Below are 18,512 nucleotides of genomic sequence, written 5' to 3'. Positions count from 1 at the left end.
TGAAACTGGACAAAATCGCGCTGATCTTGCAGAATCTAGCGATTCATAACCTACCCTCCTGAATCCCTGTGATGGGGAACGGCACCAGAAACAATAGCTGGGGGGTGTAGACGTATTTCTCTGCCCTGGAATATTGGATAATGGCAAACATCCTGGTACTGAATGGCCCGAATTTAAATCTGCTTGGCACCCGGGAACCCAGTCACTATGGTCATGAGACACTGGATGCCATTCGCCAGCGCCTGGAAAACCGAGGCAGAGAGTTGGGATTCGACATTGACTTCCGCCAAAGCAATGCGGAACACGAACTCCTGACTTGGATACATCAGGCAAAACAATCAAATGTCTGTTTTATCATTATCAACCCGGCTGCATTCACCCATACCAGCGTGGCGCTGAGGGATGCATTATTGGGAACAGGCATACCCTACATAGAGGTCCATCTCTCCAACGTGCACGCCAGAGAGGAGTTCCGCAAACACTCCTATTTCTCTGACAAGGCTGAAGGTGTCATCACCGGCCTGGGTGCGGAGGGTTATGAACTCGCCCTGCAGGCCGCTGCCAAACGGCTCAACAAATAATTCTTAGAGACAGGTCAACATGGATATTCGCAAAGTAAAAAAACTTATTGAGTTACTCGAGGAGTCAGACGTCGCGGAGATCGAAATTCATGAAGGGGAGGAGTCGGTCAGAATCAGTCGCCAAAGCTCGATACCCTCAACGATAGCCATCCCCAGCATGCAGCCTCAGGTTGCAGCCGCCCCGGTGCCCGTACCGGCAGCAGCACCTGCCACTGCCGGCGCCCCCGAACCGCAAGCCGCAACCGAGGAGATTCAGGGGCACAGTGTAAACTCACCGATGGTGGGGACCTTCTACCGCTCACCCTCGCCCGGCAGTAAGCCGTTTGTGGAGGAGGGCCAAACGGTCGCTGTGGGTGACACCCTGTGTATCATTGAAGCGATGAAGATCCTCAACCAGATAGAGTCCGACAAGGCCGGCACCGTTAAAAAGATACTGGTTGAAAACGGTCAGCCCGTCGAATACAACGAACCGCTATTCATCATTGATTGAGTGAAACCATGATAGATAAGATCGTAATCGCCAATCGCGGTGAGATAGCTTTGCGCATCCTGCGCGCCTGTAAAGAACTCGGTATCAAGACAGTTGCCGTACACTCCGAGGCTGATCGTGACCTAAAACATGTGTTGCTTGCCGACGAATCCGTATGCATAGGTCCCGCCCCCTCCAGCGATAGCTATCTGAACATTCCAGCCATCATCAGTGCCGCCGAAGTCACCGACACGGTTGCCATACACCCGGGATATGGTTTTCTTTCAGAAAATGCCGATTTCGCAGAACGGGTGGAAAACAGCGGTTTCATCTTTATTGGTCCCAAGGCCGATACGATCCGCACCATGGGCGACAAAGTGGCCGCCATCGAAGCCATGCGCAAGGCCAATGTACCGACAGTACCGGGCTCAAACGGTCCGCTGGACAACAATGCCAAACGCACTAAGGATGTGGCGAACGAAATCGGCTATCCGGTCATCATCAAGGCCGCCGGTGGCGGTGGCGGAAGAGGCATGCGAGTGGTGCATACTGAAGCAACGCTGCTGAACGCAGTTGCCATGACCAAGGCCGAGGCCGAAGCCGCATTCGGAAACGGCACTGTGTATATGGAAAAGTTCCTCGGCAATCCCCGCCACGTAGAATTTCAGGTCCTTTCCGACACCCATGGCAATGCAATTCATCTTGGAGAGCGCGACTGTTCCATGCAACGCCGTCACCAGAAGGTGGTGGAAGAGGCACCTGCGCCCGGCATTACCGAACAACAACGCAAGGATGTGGGTGAAAGATGTGCCAAAGCCTGCCGCCAGATCGGCTATCGGGGAGCGGGTACTTTCGAGTTTCTCTATGAGGACGGTGAATTCTACTTCATTGAGATGAATACCCGGGTGCAAGTGGAGCACCCGGTCACCGAACTGATCACAGGCATCGACATCGTTAAACAACAGATTCTCATCGCGGCGGGGGAACCCTTGAGCTACAAACAGGATGAGATCAAGCTTCAAGGCCATGCGGTGGAGTGCCGAATCAATGCCGAGGACCCGGAAAAGTTTCTTCCCAGCCCCGGCACCATCAGCCAACTCCATACCCCCGGCGGTCCGGGCGTTCGTGTCGACACCCACATTTACAATGGCTATAGAGTGCCTCCCTACTACGACTCCATGATCGGCAAGCTTGTCACCCACGGGGAGACCCGTGATTCGGCTATCGCCAGGATGCGCATCGCCCTGCAGGAGATGGTGATCAGCGGTATCAAGACAAACATACCACTGCACCTGGATATCATGCGTGATGCAGCCTTCAGAGAAGGAGGCGCCAACATCCACTACCTGGAAAAGAAACTGGGACTATAACTGAAGAGTTTTGAGTTGTGAGTTATGAGTTTTTAAGTTGAGAAGGGCTTATCCCTCAGCTAACTCATAACTGAAAACTCACAACTCAAAACTCATAGTATGTGGTTGCAACTCTCAATCGACTGCACTGAAAACGAGCCCCCCCTGCTGGAACTGGTCTTCGAGAACCTAGGCGCCCTGTCTGTCACCCTGGGCGACGCTGGTGATCAGCCTCTGCTTGAGACCCCACCGGAGTCGACCCAGCTGTGGCAACAAACCCAAGTCACTGCACTGTTCGAAGGAGACCGGGAGCCGCTGAAGCTGCGCAATGCCCTTGCCTCGGTCCTCGATCCCGAACTGGTCGGCAGACTCCGATGGGAACGCATAGAAGACAGGATCTGGGAACGGGTGTGGTTGGATCATTTCAAGCCCATGTCATTCGGACAGCGTCTGTGGGTCTGTCCGGCAGGTGATTCGGTCGATCAACAGAATGCAGTAGTGATTAAACTCGATCCAGGACTGGCCTTCGGTACCGGCACGCACCCCACCACCGCACTCTGCCTGGAATGGCTGGACGCTCAGGACCTGTCGGGAAAGCGCATCATAGACTATGGTTGTGGCTCCGGTATCCTCGCAATCGCTGCACTGAAACTTGGTGCGTCCTCCGCCGTTGCCCTCGACCATGATCCTCAGGCCTTGATAGCCAGTAGAGACAATGCGGAGAAGAACAGCGTTTCTGATCGTCTCCTGACATGCCTGCCGGATGAACTGCCAAATGGAACGTTCGACCTGTTGGTTGCCAATATTCTTGCTGCTCCACTGATCCAACTGGCTCCCGATTTTGCGCGGCTCATCCGACCCGGCGGTCGGTTTGCCCTCTCCGGTATACTCGCAGAGCAACAAGCCGAGGTAGCGCCTGCCTACCAGGCATTCGCGACCCTGGAGGCACCCAAACGGCAACAGGAATGGCTGCTATTGTGCGGTACAGCCAGCTGTCAATAGTGCTGCGACTAAGAGAGCCGCAGCCTCAAGCCGCTAAAACCATCCATACAGAATGCTATATTCCGGGGTCATGATCACGCTTCCCCGTAATCCGCGAATAGTCATATCCAGGTCTTGCGGATGCCGCTACAATCAGTCCGAATTTACCACAAAGGGCTTGCCTGCCGTTTGGCTTCGGTCTAACGTAGAGGTGTTGAACGGTGACCTGAAAACCTACCCCAAGCCAGGGTTCGTCACTGCTCGATTGGATAGTGCAAGGAATTTATTCCCTTGTTCCACTGAAGATACCCATTGAATACATACAAAGGTCTGTACGGCCTTAGCCATTACAGCAGCCACACTTTAATTGAAGCAGAGATAGAAAGTAATCCGCCACATGTTTACCCAGTGCCAACACTGTCTGACCATGTTCCGCATCACGCCGGAACAACTTAAGGCCGCCGACGGAAAAGTACGCTGCTGTCAATGCAACAATGTATTCAACGCACTGCATAAACTCATGGAATCTCCCACATCATTTACCAATGATGATGATCTGCAGGAGGAGTTGGCGGAAATTGAGCAGAATGGGGGTATCGCGGCCTCGCAACCATTGAATGGGGAGGCAACCTCGGATGGGCTTGTTATAGAATCGGGCTTGGTCAGTGACAGCGAAGTCGAGAAGTCCCTCGATGCCTTGGCTGACGAAGAGCCCCCCGCCCAGCAATTGGGTGAAGAATCAATCCTTGAAGTGGATGAAAATAGTTCTGAATTCGACAGTCAAAACCAATTTCTTCTTGAGCGTGATGACGGACTCGAAACGGAACCGGATTATTTTGCCGCTGGTACCGAATCGCAAATGTCCGAACTACTCGATCGGGATTCCGCCTCTCTGCTTCTCGCAGAAAATGGTGCGGATAATCGGTTAGCGGAGGTTATTTCATTTGAAAACCATGACAAGGAATCTCTTGCTGAATCAGAATCAAGCACATCAAGCGAAGAACCGAATACCGGTACTGACTCGGCAACCTCGGTCGAGATACCGACCGGTGAAGAAAAATCGACGGACACTGACGATGAATCTTCGCTAGAGGGAAAATCGATACTATCGGACGAGAAGCTCGAGCAAGCATTATCGCCGGAATCCATACCACTGGAACAGGATTTCATCCCAAGCGAGGAAGAGCCTCTACAGTCTCAGGACTCGCTGGATGAGGAGACCCGCTTTACGTTTGAGGAGGAGTTTGAAAAACCACAACCCAGCCGCTACAGGGGCTATTGGATTATCGGCTCATTACTCCTGCTGCTCCCCCTCTTCGGACAGATCACATGGTACTTGAGGGACAGCCTTGTCTCCCACTATGCCGGAAGGCAGATTCTCCAGGGCGTCTGCAACCTGGCGGGCTGCGAGGTGCCCATACGCCGTGATACCGAACAGATAATCATCAGTGATCGCGCCCTCACCGCTCACCCTGAAAAGGAGGGCATCCTGTCACTCAAACTCGAGATGGTGAATGCAGCAGCCTTCCAGCAACCTTTTCCAAGACTGCAGTTAAGCCTCTACAACGATATGGGTAAAATCATAGCAAGGCGTACCTTCCTGCCGGATGAATACAAGGCCGATCAATACCAATCCAACCCGATGATGCCAAAATTAAGAACAGTGCATGTGGAACTCGAACTGCAAGACCCGGGCAATGAAGTTACCGGCTTCAAATTCGACTTCCTTTAGTGGCTTCAGTCAGCCGGATCAGTGCAGGTAGACACTACCCTTCCACAATACCGGTTCCTGCTGTCAGATCCTATTGGTGAGTAGCGCAGGCACTGTCATTCAAATGGAAAAGTGCCGACGACGGCATCTGACGTTACTCTGAGTATCACTATACGTCACTCTTTGAAACGAATATCTCATCTTAGTAATCCAGTCATACCTTGTTAAAAACTGTATCCACCCGGATTCATAACCCATCAGTCACCACAATAGTCTAAACAATAGAATCATTCTGAGATTCAATGAGACAGCGGCTATAAGCGTTTCGTATCAACGGCACTATCCGGACAAAGCGCCAGCGATAGTTCAGTGCGACAATGAAAGGCCGATGGCACAAGCAAACCCTAACGGTGTCGCATTAAGATACCGACATTCGGTGAGGTGACTGTAAAAAAGTTCGACACCTGATTATCAGACTGCATCAGTAAGGAATTAAATTCTATACAATGAATTTACATTTCCCTTCCGATTGCCAGTCATAGGCCATCATTTACATATCTGCCTAAGATTTAAGAGCTTACTCACCACCCTTCCAGCCGATTCACAGGTAGACCCACAAACGCCATTTGTACCAGATCAATTCATACTCAATTTGCCTTTGATTCCGCCAACATTTAGCGGTAGTATCCCACACCCTCCTTCTCCAAGACGGACCCCCTGATGAGTGGCATTCTGGATGCAAATTGGACCCTATAAATTAGAGAACAATCTGCTATTGGCGCCCATGGCCGGCGTCACGGACAGACCATTCCGGCAACTCTGCAGGGAGATGGGCGCTGGGCTTGCCGTTTCGGAGATGGTCTCTTCTGATGCTTCCCTAAGAGGCACAAGAAAGACTGTCCGACGCCTCGATCTCGAAGGTGAAACGAGTCCTGTCAGCGTACAGATCGTCGGCTCCGATCCGCATCAGATGGCGGAAGCGGCACGAGCCAATACCGCCAATGGTGCGCAGATAATCGATATCAACATGGGATGCCCGGCAAAAAAAGTTTGTAAGCGCACCGCAGGATCTGCGTTGTTGGAGGATGAATATCTCGTTGGAAAGATATTGGAGGCGGTTGTCAGTGCCGTCGAGGTACCTGTGACATTGAAAATCCGCACAGGTACAGATCCCGAAAACCGCAACGGCGTACGTATCGCGAACATCGCGGAAGCAGCAGGTATCCGCGCCCTCGCCATTCACGGTCGCACACGTGCATGTAGGTTTTCAGGCGATGCAGAATACGAAACAATCCGCGACATCAAGCAATCAGTCAACATCCCGGTTATCGCGAATGGGGATATCGATTCACCGCAAAAAGCCTCATTCGTTTTAAAACGAACCGGGGCCGATGCCCTGATGATAGGTCGCGCTGCGCAAGGACGCCCTTGGATTTTTGATGAGATCAATCACTATCTGCACACCGGCAGTGTGATGCCGGAACCTGATCTCGAATGGGTTGCCGGCATCCTTATCGGACATGTCAGGCAACTGTATAATTTTTATGGGGAGTACCTTGGCATACGTATTGCGCGCAAGCATATCGCCTGGTACAGCAGGGGGCGCCCTGACGGCGCAGTTTTTAGGAACAAAATAAACTACACAGAGTCTGCGGAACAACAACTGCAGGCTATCCGTAACTATTTTGATTGCCTACAAAACAATGGGGAATTGGCGGCATGATGACTGATGCGGTTCTTAGCAAAAAAGAGAATAAAGAGTATCTGACAGTCACACACAGTAAGAAATCAGAACCCTTACGCCAGTGTGTCAGTGATGCAATGCAACGTTATTTCAATAACCTTGACGGGCATGGCGCAAATAACCTCTATAGACTGGTGATGAACGAGGTGGAGGCGCCATTACTCGAAAGCGTCATGAAGCATACCGGCGGCAACCAGTCCCAGGCAGCATCCATTCTTGGTATCAGTCGAAGCACCTTGCGCAAGAAACTCTCACAATACGACCTCGACTGAAGCCGGCTTACACTTACTTGGAATCTTCAACATGGCATCGATTAAACGCGCCCTGATTAGCGTTTCAGACAAAACCGGGATTGTGGAATTTGCCCGCAATCTCGCTGACAATAAGATTGAGATCCTTTCAACTGGCGGTACCGCAAAGCTGCTGACGCAAAATGATGTCCCGGTCATCGAAGTCTCAGAATATACCGGCTATCCGGAAATGATGGATGGCCGGGTCAAGACCCTGCACCCAAAAATTCACGGCGGAATACTCGGACGGCGAGGCATAGATGACGGCGTCATGAAAGAGAACGGTATCGGTGGCATCGACCTGATCGTGGTCAATCTCTACCCCTTCGAAGAGACGGTATCCAATCCCGATTGCGATCTTCCGACGGCAATAGAAAACATCGATATCGGCGGTCCCACCATGCTTCGCGCAGCGGCCAAGAACCACAAGGATGTAACGGTGATCGTCGACGCACTCGACTATGACAGGGTGCTGCATGAAATGAGGGACAACAACAACGAATTGAGCAGTGCAACCCGATTCGACCTTGCGGTAAAGACCTTCGAGCATACAGCCCGCTACGATGCCGCCATTGCCAACTACCTTGGCTCGCGTTTGGGGGATGAAGTCAGCGATTTTCCACGTACGCTGTCCCTTCAATTCAAGCAGGCACAGACCATGCGTTATGGGGAGAACCCCCATCAGAAAGCGGCATTCTTCGTCGAGCACAGGATCGATGAGGCGAGCGTGGCCACGGCCAAGCAGCTGCAGGGCAAGGAGCTCTCGTACAACAATATCGGTGATACCGACGCCGCGTTGGAGTGTGTCAAGAGTTTTGACGAGGGACCCGCCTGCGTCATCGTCAAACATGCCAATCCCTGCGGTGTGGCATATGGCGCCAACATGCTGGAGGCCTATGATCGCGCCTACACTACCGATCCCGAGTCGGCGTTTGGCGGCATTATCGCCTTTAACGGTGAACTGGACGGGGAGACGGCAAAGACCATCATCGACCGCCAGTTCGTTGAAGTGATCATCGCACCAAAGATCTCGGCGGCAGCCATCGAGGCTGTCAGCAGCAAGAAAAATGTGCGCCTGCTTGAGTGTGGCGAATGGCTCAGCGAGGCGATCCACCGCACCGAATACAAGCGGGTCAATGGTGGCCTGCTGGTCCAGGATGCCGATCTGCAGCTGACCCACCAGATCAAGGTTGTGACCCAAAGGCACCCCACAGAACAGGAGATGCGTGACCTGCTGTTCACCTGGCGTGTCGCCAAGTTCGTCAAGTCAAACGCCATCGTCTATGGCAGGGACGGCATGACCATCGGTGTCGGCGCCGGCCAGATGAGTCGGGTCAACTCTGCGCGCATCGCCGCAATCAAAGCGGAACACGCCTCACTTGAAGTCAAGGGTTCGGTGATGGCCTCGGATGCGTTCTTCCCATTCCGCGACGGCATAGACAATGCCGCGGAGGTCGGCATTACCGCCGTCATTCAACCCGGCGGATCGATGCGCGACGATGAGGCGATCGCCGCCGCCGATGAGCATGACATGGCGATGGTATTCACCGGTATGCGCCACTTCCGTCACTGATGAATATTCTGGTCATCGGTTCGGGCGGCCGTGAACACGCCCTTGCCTGGAAAGCCGCGCAATCGGATCTGGCGGATAAGGTCTTTGTCGCCCCCGGCAATGCCGGCACGGCCCTCGAAAAGAAGCTCGAGAATGTGGAGATCGACGCCGACTCGATCGATGAACTGATCGAATTCGCGAAAGCCAATCAAATAGGACTGACCATTGTCGGCCCGGAGGCGCCACTGGTAAATGGCATCGTCAATGCCTTCGAAACAGCCGGTCTGCGGTGTTTCGGGCCAAGTAAGGATGCGGCGCAACTGGAGGGATCAAAATCCTTCACCAAAGACTTCCTCGCACGCCACGGTATTCCCAGCGGCAGCTACCGGACCTTCACCGAGATTGATGCTGCGCTGACCTATATCAACCAAGTTGGCGCTCCCATCGTCATCAAGGCGGATGGCCTGGCGGCCGGAAAAGGCGTGATCGTCGCCATGGACATCTCTACCGCTGAATCAGCGGTCCGCGACATGCTGGCGGGCAATGCCTTTGGCGAAGCCGGTCATCGCGTGGTCATCGAGGAGTACCTGGAAGGTGAAGAGGCCAGTTTCATAGTCATGGCCGACGGTAGTCATATCCTGCCGATGGCAACCAGCCAGGACCACAAGCGTGTGGGTGACGGCGATACCGGCCTCAATACCGGCGGGATGGGGGCCTACTCTCCGGCACCCGTGGTCGATGACACCATCTATGAGAGGATCATGCAGCAGGTAATCCGGCCCACCGTCAAAGGCATGGCCGAGGAGGGCATGCCCTATACCGGATTCCTCTACGCCGGATTGATGATTACCGCGGACGGCACACCCAAGGTTATCGAATACAATTGTCGCTTTGGCGACCCTGAGACACAACCGATCATGTTACGCATGCGTTCCGACCTGGTTGCGCACTGCCTGGCCGCACTGGATGGAAGGCTTGACAGGGAGCAGACTGAATGGGATTCCAGAGCATCCGTGGGTATTGTGCTGGCGGCTGGCGGCTATCCAGGCCCCTATGAAAAAGGCAAGGTCATCAGCGGCCTCCCTGAATCCGGCGACCCCTCCTGTAAAGTCTTCCACGCCGGCACCGGGCTGGATGACGACAGGGTCGTCACCACAGGCGGACGGGTGTTATGTGCCACCGCCCTGGGAGAAAGCGTCACATCGGCACAACAGAGCGCCTACGCATTGACCCGTTCTATCCATTGGGATGATGTCTATTACCGCACCGACATCGCATACCGTGCGATCGCCAGGGAAGAGCGCGATTGAAGCATTGGGTTGCTACGGCTGCCTCCATCTTCAGCACACACACCATTCGTGTATTGCTGGCAATGGCGCTTCTGGTGATCAGTTATCTCGCGTTCACGCCCCTGGATACCCCCGTCGTTACAGAGTTCAATGACAAGCTGTCCCATATTGTGGCCTTTTTTGCGCTCGCCTTTCTGGTCGATTTTTCATGGCCGCGATCAAAATGGAATCCGCTAAAGTATCTACCGCTCTTCGGTTATGGTCTTTTCATCGAGGTAGTGCAAGCCTTCATGCCTCATCGTATATTCTCCACCTGGGATTTGGTGGCGGATATCCTGGGGCTGCTCATCTATCCCCTGCTGTTACCGCTACTGTTACGCATCCCCTTGATCCAAGCACTGCGTAACGGCGCTTCCAGGAACCGCACACACTAGGCCAATCGACTCTGAGACACCTGAAGGGCCTGGGCTGTTTTCTCACCCTAGAGTGCCAATTGAATCAGTACAAACAGGCCTTGAATAGTCCCTACCCGCCATCTCGATGAACAGCATATTATCGATTTGGGTTATAGTTAATCTATATGTCAGTGGTAGTCGCCCGGTTATTTTCAGACCCTTATCGTTCAGTACCACAACCAATACAGTGCTTCGTCTGTTATGAGCAAAGTCAAACACAGTGCTTTCAAGTATGATTTTCTAGGCTCAGATCCAAAGGACATCCAACGATCGGTCTCCAATCACCTCGTCTACACCATTGGCAAGGACCCCTACACCGCCACCGATCATGATTGGATGATGGCGTTCAGTCATGTGATTCGTGATCGCCTGATTGAACGTTGGATGGAGACCCAGCGTAACTTTTACCGACACGACGCCAAGCGGGTCTACTACCTGTCGATGGAATTTCTTATCGGACGCAGTCTTATCAACAGCCTGTTGAATATGGATATTCACAACGCCTGTACCGAGGCCCTGCATAAACTCGGCATCGAACTCGAACGACTACGCAACCTTGAGCATGACGCAGCGCTTGGCAATGGTGGACTCGGACGCCTGGCCGCCTGCTTTCTCGACTCCATAGCCAGTTTGAATATTCCCGGATACGGCTACGGTATCCGTTTCGAATATGGCATGTTCAGACAGAAGATTGAAAACGGCTGCCAGGTCGAGTTGCCGGAAAATTGGCTGATACACGATAACCCTTGGGAGTTTCCCCGCCCGGAGGTCTCCTACCGGATCCGCTTCGGCGGGCGAGTCATGGAGTATCAGGATACAACAGGCCGGCGCCATTTTGATTGGATAGAGGGCGATGTCGTGATCGCCCAGGCCTATGACACCCCGATACCCGGTTATAAAAACGATACCGTCAACAATCTCCGACTGTGGAGCGCCAAGGCCTATGAGGACTTCGACCTAAACCGGTTCAATGAGGGAGAGTATACCGAGGCCGTCGTCGGCAAGACCCTGTCCGAGAACATCTCCAAGGTACTCTATCCCAACGACAGCTCCACCATGAACAAGCGCTTGCGGCTAAAGCAGCAATATTTTTTCGTCTGCGCCTCGCTGAAGGATATTCTACGCCGCTTCTTCACCGATCATGACAGTCTGAGCGACCTACCGGACAAGGTGGCAATCCAACTCAACGACACCCACCCGGCGATCGCCATCCCGGAGATGATGCGACTGCTGATGGACAAGCACCACCTCGAATGGCAGCCCGCCTGGGAGATCACCACCCGGGTCTTCTCATACACCAACCACACCCTGCTGCCCGAGGCGTTGGAGACATGGCCGGTGGATATCTTCGAACAACTGCTGCCAAGGCACCTGCAGTTGATCATGGAGATCAACCGGCGTTTTCTGTTGATGCTCGGCCACCTCCACCCGGGGGACATGGATATCCTGCGCCGCCTCTCCATCATCGATGAAGGCAACGGACGGCGAATTCGCATGGCCCATTTGGCGATCATCGGCAGTCACAAGGTGAATGGCGTCTCGGCACTTCACAGTGAGCTTCTGCGCAATTCAACCTTTAAGGATTTCAACAGCTTCTACCCCGGCAAGATCATCAACATCACTAACGGGATTACACCACGACGCTGGCTCTATCAATCCAACCGGGGACTCTCAACACTGATCAGTGATGCCATCGGTCCGGAATGGATCAGAGACCTCAGCCAGATCAAACAGCTTGAATCCCTGGCCGAAGACAGTGCCTTCCAGGAGAGGTTTTGTGCCGTTAAGCAGGCAAACAAACAACGTCTTGCCAAGTTGATCCTGTACTATTTGGACAGCAAGGTTGACTCAAACATGCTATTCGACGTACAGGTTAAGAGAATTCACGAATACAAGCGTCAACTGCTCAACCTGTTTCGCGCCATAGCCCTCTACAATCGCCTGCTGGATAATCCCAATGCCAATCATGTGCCACGCACCATCCTGTTCGGGGGTAAGGCGGCACCGGGTTATACCATGGCGAAACTGATTATCCGCCTCATCAATGATGTGGCCGACGTCATCGACAACGACCCGGCTGTCAGTGATCGCTTGAAGATCCTTTTCATCCCCAATTACGACGTTACCACCGCTTCGGATATCATCCCCGCGGCGGAACTCTCGCAACAGATCTCCACAGCAGGCATGGAGGCATCGGGTACCGGCAACATGAAACTTGCCCTCAATGGCGCCCTGACCATGGGGACCATGGACGGTGCCAATGTAGAGATGCATGAGAATATCGGTGCCGATAATATTTTCATATTCGGTTTGACCACAGAAGATATTACAAGGCTCAATCGACAGGGATACCAGCCCCGGCGTTATTATGATTCGGATCCGGTATTGAAACGTGTCATCGACATGATCGCCAATGGCTTCTTTTCACCGGAAGAACCGACACGCTATCGTCTGATCACCGACAGTCTTCTCAACAATGATCACTTCAAGGTAATCGCCGATTTCAAGAGCTACCTTGAAGTAAGTGATCGGGCTGACCAGGTGTATCTCAACACCGCCGAATGGAACAGGCGGGCAATTCTCAACACCGCCCGTATGGGCTATTTCTCCAGTGACCGAACCATCCAGGAGTATGCTGAAAAAATCTGGCATGTGAAGCCCATCAGATAGATTTTAAGCATACCGAGCCTAACGAAACCACTGACGGAGATGAATGACATTTACTTAAGACGAATTTCAGGATTTTCGTCGTTCCGTCACAGAGCCTGTGCCGGACTTGATCAGGTAACGGAATCCAGGCATATCGTCACCATCAAGCATTATGGATCCCGGCCTGCGCCGGGATGACGGTGGTTCTTGGCTTAAGTAAGCGCCATTCCTGCCGGAGATAGAATGGTGGTCAACAGTACGAACAGGTGCAGCCAGTCCTATTTTTAGGATATAATTCCCAAATATACCATCTCAACGATTATGGTTCAGGGAGTGTACACAATGAAATGGCACCGGGAATGGCTGACCTCACTGATCATATTGCTGTCATTGACCGCCTGTGGCGGCGGTGGTGGTGGTGGTGGCGATGACGATGATGACCACCACAACGGAGCGGGAGTATCACAGGCAACGGGCAGCCATCGCGTATTGGCATTCAACGATCTGGGCATGCACTGCGCCGATCTGGACTACTCGACCTTCGTCATCCTTCCGCCTTTCAATGTCATACATACCCAGGTAATCGAACGTGGCGCGACACCCCGCATCCTCGATGCCTCAAGCGTCAATGTCCAATACCTGGCCATTGCGGACGGCAACGGCTCCATCAACACTACCAGCCAGAACCTGGCGGGCAGCGTCGACAAGACAAACTTCTGGGACATCAATCCCGCCACCGGCAATAGCTTTGTCAGCGACTTGTTCGGGCTCAATCCGGCACCGGATGAAGGCCTGCTCTTTGGCCAGTCGATGCCGGGTATTCTGAATCCCTATAACACTAACGATGCGCAGGCCTTCAATCACTATGACCCGGAAAAAAAATGGTTTGCCGCCGATGGCGTGCCCATACTTCCCATCGACGATTCCGGGCAGCTGAATGCCTATCCGCTGATGCGGGTCACCGCCACCAGGCCGGATAACCCGGATACCCTTGCCAGCCTGGATGTAGTGTTGCCTGTAGCCTCCGAAGCGGACTGCCAGAACTGCCATGCCGCGGGAGAGATCGCCGCCCCTCTCGACAGCAGCATCGATTTCGTCCTACCCGACGATATCAATGATCCAAACAGTGTTTTAGAAGCAGCGAAATTGAATATCCTGGCGCTGCACGACGCCGAGCACGGCACTGACCTTATCAATGCCACTCCCGTTTTATGTGCCGGCTGCCACTACTCGGCGGCACTCGATCTCACCGGCGCAGGCCCCACTGGCCAGCAATTGAGACTGGATACCATGTCCCAGGTCATGCATGGTCACCACGGCCGCTTAATAGATCCGGATACCGAACAGGCACTGTTCCCGGTGGATGGCAGCCTGGAGGAGACCTGCTATCAGTGCCATCCGGGTAAGGTGACCCAATGTCTCAGGGGTGCAATGGGTGCCGCAGGCATCAGTTGCCAGGACTGCCATGGCAGCATGCTTGCGGTGGGTGGCGATGAACGGCGACCCTGGCTGGATGAACCCCGCTGCGAATCCTGCCACACCGGCGATGCGAACAGCCACCTGGGTGATTCCCTGCGCCTGACCCAAGCCTGGGAAGATGATATCGATACCGCCACACCCCGCCTGGCCGGTAACAAGAGATTTGCGGAAAATAGCGCTACGCTCTATCGAAACAGCCTCGGACATGGCGGCGTTGCCTGCGAAGGTTGTCACGGCTCGACCCATGCGATCTGGCCAAATCCACTCGCTTCCGCCAACGATAACCTGGCTGCCATTCAGCTTCAGGGTCATGCCGGGACGTTGAGCGAATGCAGCAGCTGCCACACCAGCCTGCCCCTTACCCTTGATGGCCCCCATGGCATGCACAACGTCAACAGTCGTGGCTGGAACCTTGAACACGAGGAGTTCTACGAAGACAACCCCAATGCCTGCAGAAGCTGTCATGGACAGAACCTGGAGGGGACTGTCCTCTCGATGACCGCGGCCGACCGGACCTTTCTCAGTGATGATGACGGGGAGAGGACCCGCTTCGTTGCCAAGGGCACACCGGTGAGCTGTACTTTATGTCATGAAAGACCCGATTAAACCTCCTGCGGGATCACTCAGCACTCATAGAAGACGCGGGTCAAAGTGCTGACAGACAAGCCGGAAGGCGGAGTTGACTCAATCGAACAGGCTATCGAAATGCCCGCTGTCACCGCTGGCTTCGAGCTGCCTGAAAAATTCTGCGGTGCGCTCCTGCAATGTTGAGAGTGATGACTGCCTCACCAACTCCCTGGCTTCGAGCAGCGCGCTGGGCTGCATACTCAACTCGCGCAGTCCCATACCGATCAATAGTCTTGCATAGCGAGGTTCACCCGCCATCTCGCCGCACATGCTGACCGGAATACCCGCCCTGTTGGCAGCATCGATGGTTAGCTGTATCAGAAGGAGCACAGAAGGGTGGAGCGGGTCGAAGAGGAAATTCACCTCCTCATCCATGCGGTCGACCGCCATAGTATATTGAATCAGGTCATTAGTTCCGATCGAGAGAAAATCGAGGTGGCGGGCAAAGCTGTCAGCCGCCAACGCCGCGGCCGGCACTTCAATCATCCCGCCTATCGGGATATCGGCATCGAAGGGCAAATCCGCATTGCGCAACTCCTCCTTGGTCCTCTCGATCATCCGCAAAGCCTGTTTCAGCTCCTGGATCCCCGACAGCATCGGCAGCATCAATCTCACCGGCCCCTCGGCGGAGGCACGCAGGATCGCCCTGAGTTGCGGCATGAACAACTCTGGCTCCTTCAGGCACAGTCGAATCGCACGCAGACCCAAGGCCGGATTGATGGCCGGCATACAACCTGAGTCAGTGATACTCCCGGTGGTCTTATCCATGCCCAAATCAAGGGTACGGATGGTGAGGGGGATACCGCCCAATCCCTTGACGGCTTCGCTATACGCCTCCAATTGCTCCTCTTCCATCGGCGGTGTTGGCCGGTTCATAAAGAGAAACTCGGTGCGGAACAGACCCACACCATCTGCCCTGTTATTGAGCGTGGTCTCAATATCTTCCGGCAGTTCAATATTCGCGTGCAAAAAGATCTGCTCACCATCTATCGTGAGTGCCGGCAGATCGACTCGGCGCCGCAGCTCCTCTTCTCTGAGACGCCTCTCCTCGATGCGCTGGTGATAATAGTCGAGGATTCGTGGTGTGGGGGCCGCAAGCACCACACCCTGCGCCCCATCGACCACCAGCTGTTCCCCATGCCTGAACAGAGAGGTCGCCTGGTGAATACCCACAACCGCGGGAATACCCAGACTGCGCGCTAGAATCGCGGTATGAGAGAGAGGGCCGCCAAATTCGGTAACAAAGGCAACGACACCCTGGTTCTTCATCATGATGGTCTCGGCGGGAGTCAGGTCCTTGGCCACCACGATCCGCCCATTCAGGCCACTCTGTTGTTGAGGCTTACCCCCCGCGAGCACAAACTGTACCTGACCCACCACATGATCCACATCATCCTTGCGGGTTCGCAGGTAGGGATCATCCATCTCGTCGAACACCCTGACCAACTCATCCCTGCGTACCTGTAACGCCCACTCGGCACTAAACAGATTCTCCCTGATGAGATTGATCGTCGCCTGACTGATGGCATAGTCTTCCAACATCAACAGATGGGTATCGATAAACTCACTGATATCCAATGCCGTATTGGTCGGTATTTGTTCGCGCACCAGACGCAGGTGGTTGCTGGTGATATGCAGGGCGTTTTCGAAGCGTTCAATTTCGCTCTGAATCAAATCCTCGCTGATTTCACGATGAGTAACCTCCGGAATGCCCTGTTGCAGCAGATAGACATCACCTATCGCGACTTCACGAGAGGTGTTGATACCTATACCCTGACAGGATAGCGTCACTGATCTTCTCCGAATCGTTCGTTGATCAGAGAGATCAATGCCTGCATTGCCTCCTGCTCGTCACTACCTTCAATCTCAAGATGCAATGTGGAGCCCTGATTGGCTGCCAGCATCATAACGCCCATAATGCTTTTACCGTTCACGCGCTGACCGTTACGATTCAGAAAAACGTCGCTCGAGAAGCTGTTGGCGCAGCTCACCAGTTTTGCCGCCGCGCGGGCATGCAACCCCAGTTTATTAATGATTTCTATCTCTTTGTCCAACATACGCTTCACTATCTTTTAAGGGTTTCACAGCAGATTATTCCCTCTTTACCGCCACTCACCGCCTTCTCGGTCAGCCCGTCGAGATCCATGGTTTGATAATTGAGGGTTCGTATCAGCATCGGTAGATTGATACCCGAAATCACATTTACCCGTCCCTTTTCCGCCAAACTGTAGGCGATGTTGCTGGGTGTGGAACCATACATATCGGTAAACACCAACACCCCCCGGCCCTGGTCCAACCGCTCGATCAACCCGCTGGCCTGCTGAACAAGTTTCTCAGGATTGCTGTCGATGCCGACAGGCAGGATCTCAACAGCCAGTGGCGCACCTTCAAGCATCTTCCCTGCGGTCTCCAGCATTGCTTCCCCGATTCTGCTGTGAGTGATGAGCAGCAGGCCGATGGTCATGACAGTTCCCGATGTCGGCTCATGACATCCAAACCCGCCTCAGAAAAGTGTTTTGCCAGCCTTTCCACCAAAAACACGGACCTATGCTGACCCCCAGTACATCCCACGGCAATAGTGAGATAGCTGCGACCATCCGCCTCGAATGCCGGTATCCAGCGGGCCAGGAAATCGATCATGTCGGAAAGCATGCCGGTCACCTCTTGATGAGCCGACAGATAGTCCGCTACCGGCGCCTCCATACCATTGTAGACACGGAGCTCTTCCTGCCAATAGGGATTCGGCAGACAACGGGCATCGAACACAAAATCGACATCCCTGGGCAGACCGTGTTTGAAGCCGAAGGATTCGAACAGAATCGATACCCTGCCCTCATCCCCTCCGATACGGTGTCGCACCAGGTCACGCAGTTCGTGAAGATTGGTATAGGTGGTATCGAGTCGCAGGTCTGCCGCTTCGATCACCGGCGACAGTAACTCCCGTTCAAAACGAATTGCCTCTGGCAGTGAGCGCTGTTCATTCGTCAAAGGATGTTTACGACGGGTCTCGCTGAAACGCTTGATCAATGTATCGGCTTTGGTATCAAGAAACAGCATTTTACAGTCGAGCCCGCGCTGCCTGATATTCTCCACCATCTCCGGCAGTGTGGATAGCTGACCCGACTGACTGCGGGCATCGATGCTCACCGCGGTCTTGTTGAAAATGGCCTCCGGATTGCCGATAAGATGATCAGCCATCGAGTTCAACAGCGAAATCGGCAGATTATCGATGCAGTAATAGCCCATGTCCTCCAGGGTATGCAGGGCTATGGTCTTGCCTGAACCCGACATGCCGCTGACGATTTGCAGTTTGATACCCTCGGACATGATTGTCTC

At 53.8% G+C, this 18,512-nt stretch carries 16 protein-coding genes; 12 read left to right on the top strand and 4 right to left on the bottom strand.

What is annotated here, in order from left to right; all coding sequences use genetic code 11:
• Positions 1-140 precede the first annotated feature (140 nt).
• The 12 genes from aroQ to CODIS_RS08205 all read left to right on the top strand — a co-directional run bounded on the left by aroQ (position 141) and on the right by CODIS_RS08205 (position 15,155).
• Positions 141-581 carry a type II 3-dehydroquinate dehydratase gene (aroQ, locus tag CODIS_RS08260; RefSeq protein WP_069123804.1) on the top strand — a complete coding sequence of 147 codons (441 nt, stop codon included), beginning with the start codon at positions 141-143 and terminating at the stop codon, positions 579-581.
• A 19-nt stretch (positions 582-600) separates the two neighbouring features.
• Positions 601-1,071 carry an acetyl-CoA carboxylase biotin carboxyl carrier protein gene (gene accB, locus CODIS_RS08255; RefSeq protein ID WP_069123802.1) on the top strand — a complete coding sequence of 157 codons (471 nt, stop codon included), beginning with the start codon at positions 601-603 and terminating at the stop codon, positions 1,069-1,071.
• Between the two features lie 8 nt (positions 1,072-1,079).
• Positions 1,080-2,420, top strand: a complete 1,341-nt coding sequence (accC, locus tag CODIS_RS08250; protein WP_069123799.1) for an acetyl-CoA carboxylase biotin carboxylase subunit — start codon at positions 1,080-1,082, stop codon at positions 2,418-2,420.
• 99 nt (positions 2,421-2,519) lie between these two features.
• On the top strand, positions 2,520-3,401 hold the full coding sequence (prmA, locus tag CODIS_RS08245) for a 50S ribosomal protein L11 methyltransferase (protein WP_069123797.1): 882 nt from the start codon (positions 2,520-2,522) through the stop codon (positions 3,399-3,401).
• A gap of 376 nt (positions 3,402-3,777) precedes the next feature.
• Positions 3,778-5,112 (top strand): DUF3426 domain-containing protein, encoded by a 1,335-nt coding sequence (locus CODIS_RS21360; RefSeq protein ID WP_069123794.1) that lies wholly within the window; start codon positions 3,778-3,780, stop codon positions 5,110-5,112.
• Between the two features lie 715 nt (positions 5,113-5,827).
• Positions 5,828-6,814: a tRNA dihydrouridine synthase DusB gene (dusB, locus tag CODIS_RS08235; RefSeq protein ID WP_069123791.1), complete on the top strand. Its 987-nt coding sequence runs from the start codon at positions 5,828-5,830 to the stop codon at positions 6,812-6,814.
• Positions 6,811-7,107 carry a DNA-binding transcriptional regulator Fis gene (gene fis / locus CODIS_RS08230; RefSeq protein ID WP_083220631.1) on the top strand — a complete coding sequence of 99 codons (297 nt, stop codon included), beginning with the start codon at positions 6,811-6,813 and terminating at the stop codon, positions 7,105-7,107. Before dusB ends, fis begins: the two co-directional genes overlap by 4 nt.
• Positions 7,108-7,138: 31 nt before the next feature.
• Positions 7,139-8,698, top strand: coding sequence for a bifunctional phosphoribosylaminoimidazolecarboxamide formyltransferase/IMP cyclohydrolase (gene purH, locus CODIS_RS08225; protein WP_069123785.1), 1,560 nt, complete (start codon positions 7,139-7,141; stop codon positions 8,696-8,698).
• Entirely contained in the window at positions 8,698-9,987 is a 1,290-nt protein-coding gene (gene purD, locus CODIS_RS08220) for a phosphoribosylamine--glycine ligase (protein ID WP_069123777.1), read from the top strand. Before purH ends, purD begins: the two co-directional genes overlap by 1 nt.
• Complete coding sequence (locus tag CODIS_RS08215; protein ID WP_235615158.1) at positions 9,984-10,400, top strand: VanZ family protein; 417 nt, start codon at positions 9,984-9,986, stop codon at positions 10,398-10,400. The genes purD and CODIS_RS08215 overlap by 4 nt, the downstream gene beginning before the upstream one ends.
• Before the next feature lie 222 nt (positions 10,401-10,622).
• Positions 10,623-13,091, top strand: a complete 2,469-nt coding sequence (locus CODIS_RS08210) for a glycogen/starch/alpha-glucan phosphorylase (protein WP_069123773.1) — start codon at positions 10,623-10,625, stop codon at positions 13,089-13,091.
• Between the two features lie 321 nt (positions 13,092-13,412).
• A complete protein-coding gene (locus CODIS_RS08205; RefSeq protein ID WP_235615157.1) occupies positions 13,413-15,155 on the top strand; it encodes a cytochrome C in 1,743 nt (580 codons plus the stop codon).
• A gap of 78 nt (positions 15,156-15,233) precedes the next feature.
• On the opposite strand, the gene ptsP is transcribed toward CODIS_RS08205, so the two are convergent.
• From ptsP to rapZ, 4 genes are read right to left on the bottom strand one after another with little or no spacing between them, the layout of a single operon-like run.
• On the bottom strand, positions 15,234-16,967 hold the full coding sequence (gene ptsP, locus CODIS_RS08200; protein ID WP_069123770.1) for a phosphoenolpyruvate--protein phosphotransferase: 1,734 nt from the start codon (positions 16,965-16,967) through the stop codon (positions 15,234-15,236).
• A complete protein-coding gene (locus tag CODIS_RS08195; protein WP_069124123.1) occupies positions 16,964-17,233 on the bottom strand; it encodes an HPr family phosphocarrier protein in 270 nt (89 codons plus the stop codon). Before CODIS_RS08195 ends, ptsP begins: the two co-directional genes overlap by 4 nt.
• An 8-nt stretch (positions 17,234-17,241) precedes the next feature.
• On the bottom strand, positions 17,242-17,640 hold the full coding sequence (locus CODIS_RS08190) for a PTS sugar transporter subunit IIA (protein WP_069123766.1): 399 nt from the start codon (positions 17,638-17,640) through the stop codon (positions 17,242-17,244).
• Positions 17,637-18,503 (bottom strand): RNase adapter RapZ, encoded by an 867-nt coding sequence (gene rapZ / locus CODIS_RS08185; protein ID WP_083220630.1) that lies wholly within the window; start codon positions 18,501-18,503, stop codon positions 17,637-17,639. Before rapZ ends, CODIS_RS08190 begins: the two co-directional genes overlap by 4 nt.
• Positions 18,504-18,512 lie beyond the last annotated feature (9 nt).

It is taken from the genome of Candidatus Thiodiazotropha endolucinida (genome assembly GCF_001715975.1).
GTDB lineage: Bacteria > Pseudomonadota > Gammaproteobacteria > Chromatiales > Chromatiaceae > Thiodiazotropha > Thiodiazotropha endolucinida.
The sequence above is the reverse complement of the archived record's forward strand: the minus strand, read 5'-3'. Positions and strand labels throughout refer to the sequence as shown.

Coding starts and splice junctions, on each gene's coding strand:
- purH (WP_069123785.1), top strand. CDS start 7,139: ATGGCATCGATTAAACGCGCCCTGATTAGCGTTTCAGACAAAACCGGG.
- accB (WP_069123802.1), top strand. CDS start 601: ATGGATATTCGCAAAGTAAAAAAACTTATTGAGTTACTCGAGGAGTCA.
- CODIS_RS08190 (WP_069123766.1), bottom strand. CDS start 17,640: ATGACCATCGGCCTGCTGCTCATCACTCACAGCAGAATCGGGGAAGCA.
- rapZ (WP_083220630.1), bottom strand. CDS start 18,503: ATGTCCGAGGGTATCAAACTGCAAATCGTCAGCGGCATGTCGGGTTCA.
- fis (WP_083220631.1), top strand. CDS start 6,811: ATGATGACTGATGCGGTTCTTAGCAAAAAAGAGAATAAAGAGTATCTG.
- CODIS_RS08195 (WP_069124123.1), bottom strand. CDS start 17,233: ATGTTGGACAAAGAGATAGAAATCATTAATAAACTGGGGTTGCATGCC.
- accC (WP_069123799.1), top strand. CDS start 1,080: ATGATAGATAAGATCGTAATCGCCAATCGCGGTGAGATAGCTTTGCGC.
- CODIS_RS21360 (WP_069123794.1), top strand. CDS start 3,778: ATGTTTACCCAGTGCCAACACTGTCTGACCATGTTCCGCATCACGCCG.
- dusB (WP_069123791.1), top strand. CDS start 5,828: ATGCAAATTGGACCCTATAAATTAGAGAACAATCTGCTATTGGCGCCC.
- CODIS_RS08210 (WP_069123773.1), top strand. CDS start 10,623: ATGAGCAAAGTCAAACACAGTGCTTTCAAGTATGATTTTCTAGGCTCA.
- aroQ (WP_069123804.1), top strand. CDS start 141: ATGGCAAACATCCTGGTACTGAATGGCCCGAATTTAAATCTGCTTGGC.
- prmA (WP_069123797.1), top strand. CDS start 2,520: ATGTGGTTGCAACTCTCAATCGACTGCACTGAAAACGAGCCCCCCCTG.
- purD (WP_069123777.1), top strand. CDS start 8,698: ATGAATATTCTGGTCATCGGTTCGGGCGGCCGTGAACACGCCCTTGCC.
- CODIS_RS08205 (WP_235615157.1), top strand. CDS start 13,413: ATGAAATGGCACCGGGAATGGCTGACCTCACTGATCATATTGCTGTCA.